The 6,958-nt window shown below is 36.2% G+C and carries 9 protein-coding genes and 1 rRNA gene; all 10 read right to left on the reverse strand.

The annotated features are described in order from the left end of the window. Positions 1–13: 13 nt before the first annotated feature. Positions 14–889: a 16S rRNA (cytidine(1402)-2'-O)-methyltransferase gene (gene rsmI / locus ACIQ7L_RS26205; protein WP_097897760.1), complete on the reverse strand. Its 876-nt coding sequence runs from the start codon at positions 887–889 to the stop codon at positions 14–16. Beyond that, a complete protein-coding gene (locus tag ACIQ7L_RS26210; RefSeq protein WP_335359117.1) occupies positions 858–1,148 on the reverse strand; it encodes a GIY-YIG nuclease family protein in 291 nt (96 codons plus the stop codon). Before ACIQ7L_RS26210 ends, rsmI begins: the two co-directional genes overlap by 32 nt. After that, positions 1,135–1,875, reverse strand: coding sequence for a tRNA1(Val) (adenine(37)-N6)-methyltransferase (locus ACIQ7L_RS26215; protein WP_400572881.1), 741 nt, complete (start codon positions 1,873–1,875; stop codon positions 1,135–1,137). Before ACIQ7L_RS26215 ends, ACIQ7L_RS26210 begins: the two co-directional genes overlap by 14 nt. Positions 1,876–1,992: 117 nt before the next feature. Then, on the reverse strand, positions 1,993–2,343 hold the full coding sequence (gene yabA / locus ACIQ7L_RS26220; protein WP_000412052.1) for a DNA replication initiation control protein YabA: 351 nt from the start codon (positions 2,341–2,343) through the stop codon (positions 1,993–1,995). 14 nt (positions 2,344–2,357) lie between these two features. After that, positions 2,358–3,185: a PSP1 domain-containing protein gene (locus tag ACIQ7L_RS26225; protein WP_141523165.1), complete on the reverse strand. Its 828-nt coding sequence runs from the start codon at positions 3,183–3,185 to the stop codon at positions 2,358–2,360. Between the two features lie 5 nt (positions 3,186–3,190). Next, positions 3,191–4,174 (reverse strand): DNA polymerase III subunit delta', encoded by a 984-nt coding sequence (gene holB, locus ACIQ7L_RS26230; protein ID WP_400572883.1) that lies wholly within the window; start codon positions 4,172–4,174, stop codon positions 3,191–3,193. 35 nt (positions 4,175–4,209) lie between these two features. Next, complete coding sequence (gene tmk / locus ACIQ7L_RS26235) at positions 4,210–4,836, reverse strand: dTMP kinase (RefSeq protein ID WP_097897765.1); 627 nt, start codon at positions 4,834–4,836, stop codon at positions 4,210–4,212. An 8-nt stretch (positions 4,837–4,844) separates the two neighbouring features. After that, on the reverse strand, positions 4,845–6,263 hold the full coding sequence (locus ACIQ7L_RS26240; protein WP_400572885.1) for an aminotransferase class I/II-fold pyridoxal phosphate-dependent enzyme: 1,419 nt from the start codon (positions 6,261–6,263) through the stop codon (positions 4,845–4,847). A 78-nt stretch (positions 6,264–6,341) separates the two neighbouring features. Beyond that, positions 6,342–6,521 carry a sigma factor G inhibitor Gin gene (locus tag ACIQ7L_RS26245; protein WP_097897769.1) on the reverse strand — a complete coding sequence of 60 codons (180 nt, stop codon included), beginning with the start codon at positions 6,519–6,521 and terminating at the stop codon, positions 6,342–6,344. Positions 6,522–6,745: 224 nt separating this feature from the next. After that, a 5S ribosomal RNA gene (rrf, locus tag ACIQ7L_RS26250) occupies positions 6,746–6,861 on the reverse strand. Positions 6,862–6,958: the final 97 nt, after the last annotated feature.

The following is a 6,958-nucleotide window of genomic DNA, read 5'->3' on the forward strand; positions in this document are numbered from 1 at the left end:
AATTATGAGAAGCTTATTTTTTATCAACATGATAGATTTGATAGACGTCCCGTTTCGACAAATCTCGCTCTTTAGCGACTGCTTTAATGGCCTCTTTTGAAGACATTCCTTGTTCGTTTATGTATTGTTCAATATGCTCATACACTGAAACAGATTCCCACCATTGTTCCTCTGGGGCAGCTTCTTCTGTTGATCCAGCTACTAAAATACAAAATTCGCCACGAACCTCATTTTGTTTTGTCCATTCAATTGCTTCTTCGACTGAGCCACGAATAAACTCTTCAAACTTTTTCGTTAGCTCTCGGCACAATACAATTTCTCTATTCCCAAGTACTTCTTTCATAGAAATTAATGTATCATCTAGTCGATGTGGTGCTTCATAAAACATCATTGTAGTTGGGATATAACGAAGTTTTTCTAATTCGGCTTTACGCTCTTTTTTATTCCTCTGCAAAAATCCATAGAAATGGAAATGTCTCGTTTCTAATCCTGATGCAATTAACGCTGTAAGTGCAGCATTTGCTCCTGGAAGCGGAATCACATGATATTGTTCTGCCACAGCTTCTACAACAATATCGTAACCAGGGTCAGAAATACACGGCATACCAGCATCACTCACAAGTGCTACTGTCTTGCCATCCTCTAACTTATCTAAAATTTTTCGGCCACTTACTTCTTTATTATGTTCATGATAACTCATAACTGGCGTTTCAATTTCGAAATAGTTACAAAGTTTTTTCGTCTGCCTTGTATCTTCAGCAGCAATAACATCCGCCTCTTTCAATATCCGAATAGCACGGAATGTCATATCCTCTAAATTACCAATTGGAGTCGGAACTAAGTATAGTACTCCCTTTTCATTTTGTTGAAAGCTTTTTTGCTGCCACATAACGTTCTCCTTTTTGCATGTATTCTTCTTTTTCTCTTCGTTTTAACTGCTTAAAATGATATTCAGCTTGCATAGCTGTTCGTTTATCTTCATGAACCTCCAAGTATTTCAAAACAACCGGGAGCCTAGCACGTGTATACTTAGCTCCCTTGCCATTGTTATGGGTTTGAATTCGTTTCTCTATATGATTGGTATATCCGGCATAGTAACTTCCATCTGAACATTCCACAACATAAAAATAATGTTTATTCTTCTCCATACAAAATCGAACGAAGCTCCTTTGTATACTCATTATTTTCCTCATATACAAAAAGAGGTGGTAAAATTTTTAAATCTGCATTTCCATCCTTAATTCCTTCAATTAACAGTGTATTTGCCTCTTTACCAGATTTTGGATATACAAATTGTACACGTTTTGGTTCAATTTTATATTTTCTCATTAACGTTATAATATCAAGCAAACGACCTGGACGATGAACAAATGCCACTTTACCACCTTGCTTCACCAATTGACTACTAGCGTATACGACATCTTCCAATGTACACATAATTTCATGACGTGCTATAGCTAAATGTTCATTCATATTTTTCTCAGATGCTTTTGGTGTTTGAAAATAAGGTGGATTACATGTTACAACATCGTATTGATGGCGCCCCAGCTTTTCTGGCATATCCTTTAAATCTCCGTGAATTAAATGAATTCGTCCTTCCAGATTATTATACCTAACGCTTCTAACCCCCATATCATATAGACGCTCTTGAATTTCTACACCTGTGATCGTACCTTTTGTTCTTGTACTTAATAAAAGCGGAATAACTGCATTTCCTGTACATAAATCAAGTAGATTGCCTCTTTGAATCGGAACCCAAACAAAATTTGCGAGTAAAACTGCGTCTAAAGAAAAATTAAACACAGATGGACTTTGAATAATTTTCATTTCTTCTGCTAGTAAATAATCTAAACGCTCATCTTCATATAAATTCATATGCTATTTCCTTTCTTACACTTAACCTACCCTATTTGATTCTCTATTAACGTAAAAACACGATTTGTTCTCTCATGTATAAAAAATTACCTTTCCAAATATATTGGAAAGGTAATTTCATTTTTTATTTAAAAATGACAGACAGAATAAACAATCTCCCTCTTTACGTACACTTCCATAATGTAAATTACAGATATGGAAACCTTCTTGATATAAGCGTGCTAAATTATCATATCCTTCGCCAATATCTGTTTTTGGTTTCATTTCTTTGCGTTTTTGAGTTTTTTGTTTTTCCTTATTCTGCACTTCTTCAAAACGACGTCGCAAATTTTCATTTTCCATTTTAATATGTTGGTTTTCTTCCAGTAATTCTGCAAGATGTTGCTTTAATTCTCCCAACTGTTTATATAAATGCCCAATTTGCTCTTCCATGCTGGAAACCGCTGCAAAAATATCCTTTTTCTCCACAAGCACCCACCTCATTAATCTGTGGTTTGACTCGAAACGACCCCTTCATTAATTAATTCATCTAACGTATATTCTACTATCCGTTCCTTGTCTACTAGTTCCACTTGAATTAATCTTTCTAAAATATTTAATCCGATGACACGTCCAAGACCATGTGGTGTTTGTATACGTTGATCTAAATCAGGAAGTTGCTCTTTTGCCGCCTCATATTCGTCATTCTCATATTTTAAGCAACACATTAAGCGGCCACACAAACCAGAAATTTTTGCAGGATTTAATGATAAGTTTTGATCCTTGGCCATTTTAATGGATACAGGTTCAAAATCCCCTAAAAATGTAGAACAACAAAGCATACGACCACATGGACCAATACCACCAAGCATTTTTGCTTCATCGCGAACACCAATTTGTCTTAGCTCAATTCGTGTCCGAAAAATTGCTGCTAAGTCTTTGACCAGCTCGCGGAAATCAATCCGACCATCTGCTGTAAAATAAAAAATAATCTTATTACGATCAAACGTATATTCTACGTCTACAAGTTTCATATCCAGATTGTGTTCCCCCACCTTTTGTTGACAAACTTGATATGCCTCTTTTGCAGCATGCTTGTTCTCTTCAACAATGGTTCGATCATTTTCATTTGCAATTCGAATAACCTTCTTTAGCGGTAATACAACATCGTTTTCATCAACTTGTTTTTTTGTAATAACCACTTTTCCATATTCAATACCTCTTACCGTTTCCACGATCACAAACTCATTTTCTGAGATATCAAATTGATTAGGATCAAAGTAATATACCTTTCCGGCCTTCTTAAAGCGAACACCTACTACATCATACAAAACGGTCATCCCTCCTGCAACCGCAACACTAACTGTTCGAACACAAGCTGCGCATTTACATTAGCGTTGATTCTATTTTTTGCCTCTAATATATTAAAAAGAGCTGATACAATGCGCTTCTGAGCATAGGAGAAAGATTGGAACATCTCCTTTTGCTCCTGGAAAACAAGACGATCTTCCTCTCCTAATTGAACATATAATAAATCCTTATAAATAAGGAGTAACATATCTAAACCTTGCTGTAATTGTTCTTTCTCTCCAAAGTGTTTCCCCCATTTTTCTTGTACAAAAAAAAGAGAGGCCGTATCTTTTTCGAGCGCTTCACATAATTTTATCACTAAAGTTCGTGCTTGTGCAAACCATTCATCATTGCACAGTAATAATGCTTCCTCAAAACTATTCGTAATTTGTGCAGCAAGAGTAGATAAAGAAACTGTAATACCTTCACTCTGCAATCTCCTAATTAAAGATTCAGTAGGAAGTGGTCTAAATGTAACAACCTGGCAACGAGATAAAATAGTATTTAAAATTTGATGACTTTGTTCAGTAAGCAAAATAGCTGTTGTATCACTATTTGGTTCTTCTAAAAATTTCAATAAGGTATTGGCAGCATTTGCCGTCATACGGTCTGCATGCTCAATAATGTATACCTTCTTATTTGCTTCTAAGCCTGTTTTTGAAAACTCTTCTTGTAAATCATGAATTTGTTGTTTTTTAATAGATAATCCATCCGGTTTTACAATATGTAAATTAGGATGATTACCCGAATCAATTCGGCGGCAATTCGTACATGAATGGCAAGGCTCTACACCATTTCTTTGTAAGCAAAGAAAGCTTTTGGCCATTTGAATTGCCGTTGCGAATTTTCCTGTTCCTTTTCCCCCTTCTAACAAATAAGCATGGGATATACGCTCTTTTGCAATACTATTCATCAACATCTTTACACCAATGGGCTGTATAGCGGAAAGCTGCTCCCACGTCTTCGTCATAATGCATACCTCACTTGTCTTATACTTGCCTTCTATTATAATAATTTACCTTCTATAAGCTGAATGGCTTCTTCTACAATCTTTTCCATTGGCTGGTCAGCATTCACAACAGCAATACGGTCTGAGAATCTTTCTACAACTTGTAAATATCCCTCACGTACGCGCTTATGGAATGTGATACTTTCCATGTCTAAACGATTTACTTCCCTACCAGCATCTTTTTCAATACGTGCTAAACCTACTTCTGGCTCAATATCTAAATAAATTGTTAAACCAGGCATACAATCTTCTGTTGCAAAGCGATTAATTTCAAATACTTTGTTAATCCCTAAACCTCTTGCATAACCTTGGTAAGCAAGAGAACTATCAATAAAGCGATCACATAATACAAGATAATTCTCCTTCAATGCTGGCATAACCTTTTCTACTAAATGCTGCCTACGCGCCGCGGCATATAATAGTGCTTCCGTACGTGCTTCCATCATCGTATATTCTTGTTTATGTAAAATAGTTCGAATCTCTTCTGAAATTGCAATACCACCTGGTTCTCTTGTCGCAATTACCTTTTTTGCTTTCTTTTCAAAGTACGGTAATAACTTGGTAATTAATGTTGATTTACCTGAACCTTCTGGTCCCTCAATTGTTACAAATAATCCCTTCATCCTAAAACCTACTTTCTCTCTATACCATATACATCTATAGATGTTGTATTTCCTTGAAAACGCGCTCCAGTTTCTTCTAAATAAGAAATTTGTTTAGCATGCTCTTCCGTAATTTCCTCCCCATACATGATCAATGGAATTCCTGGTGGATATGGAATAACCATACCGGCCGAGATCATACCAACAGCCTCTTGCATGGGTACCACTCTTTTCGCATACCCTTCTAATTGTTTATACGTAAATTGTAAAGGAGAAATTCCCCCATTGTAAGTATACCGAATAGATGATGTCTTGTCTTTCACCTTATAGTTCTGTAATGCTAGTCGTATTGACTGCACCACCTCCATATACTGATCGTTTACTTGTAATGGTAAAATAAACAAAACATTATATGGATCTGCCATTTCTGTATATATACCTACTTTTTCAAATATGGACTGTAATTCGTATCCAGATAGCTGGCAGCGTGTTTGTACTGTAACCTTCAGTTCATCCTGCAAGGGATACTGTAAAACAGCAAGTTGGGGAATAGACTGCAACCCCGCCCTAAATCGCTGCATAAATTCTATAATTTTATGACATCCCTCTTCTTTCCTATTTGCTAATGCAAAACGAGCTACATCAAGTGATGCCATAATTGGATAAGATGGGCTGCTAGATTGTAACATATTTAAATAGGAAGAAACCTTTTCTTCATTTATTAAATGACTATTTATATGTAAATACGATCCCATGGTCATAGCGGGTAATGTTTTATGTGCTGAATGTACAACAATATCCGCACCATATGCCAGTGCAGACTTTGGAAACGGCTCTCCTAGGCAAAAATGTGCACCATGTGCTTCATCCACTAAAACAGGAATTTTATGCGTATGTGCGTAAGCAATACTTTCCTTTAAATTTACTCCCATACCGTAGTAATTGGGATGTGTTAAGACTAGTGCCTTAGCACTTGGATATTGTTCAATCGCCTTCTTAATAACCACATGCTGAACTCCAACCGGTACACCATATACTTCATCCACCCAAGGTTCTAAAAAGACTGGATGAACTCCAGCTAATTTCAAACCATTGATAACAGATTTATGACAATTTCTTTGTACAAGTACGATATCATGCTCTCCGCAGCAGGATAAGATCATTGCCAAGTTCCCGACAGTAGAGCCATTAACTAAAAAGTAACTTTTTTGGACGCCATATACTTCAGCTAACAGTCGCTGTGCTTCATCTATACACTCAAATGGACTATGCAGATCATCTAGCCCTGTCAATTCTGTTACATCGATAGAAAGTATGTCACTAAAACCAGTTCGGGCCTCCTTTGGAAAATCTAAGCCATTCTTATGCCCTGGAACATGTAAAGATAAAGGTTTCTTATTTTTAAACTGGATTAATGCCTCATATAATGGCATTCGACTTTGATTCATGTTTATCTCTTCCTTACTTTTCATTCTCTATCTATTATACAGATATTCGGGCAAAAAAAATAATAGGCATGCGCCTATTCATGAATATGATATTTCGATCTTTCGCAATTGTTGTAAATAGTATATATATTTAGGATCATTTGTATCTGTTCTCACCATATCCCGTTCACAATCACCACATATAAAACTAGTGCGTACATGTATACCATTATCTCTTTTATTTTCACATACAATACAGACTTCATCTTTTGATTTCATAGCTTTATCCATCTCATTCTTCTCTAAATAAAAATGAGTTAGGACATTTCCTCCCCTCTCTTTGAATTCAAGTATTTCATATTTCTATTCCTTGACACTTTTCAAAAAGATATACATCGTTTCGTTATATATATATGATATGAATCTTATTTGGGCAATGTGTTTGTTCTTTATAATCTTTCCAAAGACAAAAAAGACGAGTCAAAATGACTCGTCTTAAAGTTGCTTGGCGACGTCCTACTCTCACAGGGGCAAGGCCCCAACTACCATCGGCGCTAAAGAGCTTAACTTCCGTGTTCGGTATGGGAACGGGTGTGACCTCTCTGCCATCATCACCAAACTATGAAGGCATATTCCTTCAAAACTAGATAACACTTGCTTCATATTATATGGTTAAGTCCTCGATCTATTAGTATTCGTCAGCTCCACATGTCACC

This window comes from Bacillus sp. NPDC094106, from assembly GCF_044764345.1.
In the GTDB taxonomy this organism is placed as follows: Bacteria; Bacillota; Bacilli; order Bacillales; family Bacillaceae_G; genus Bacillus_A.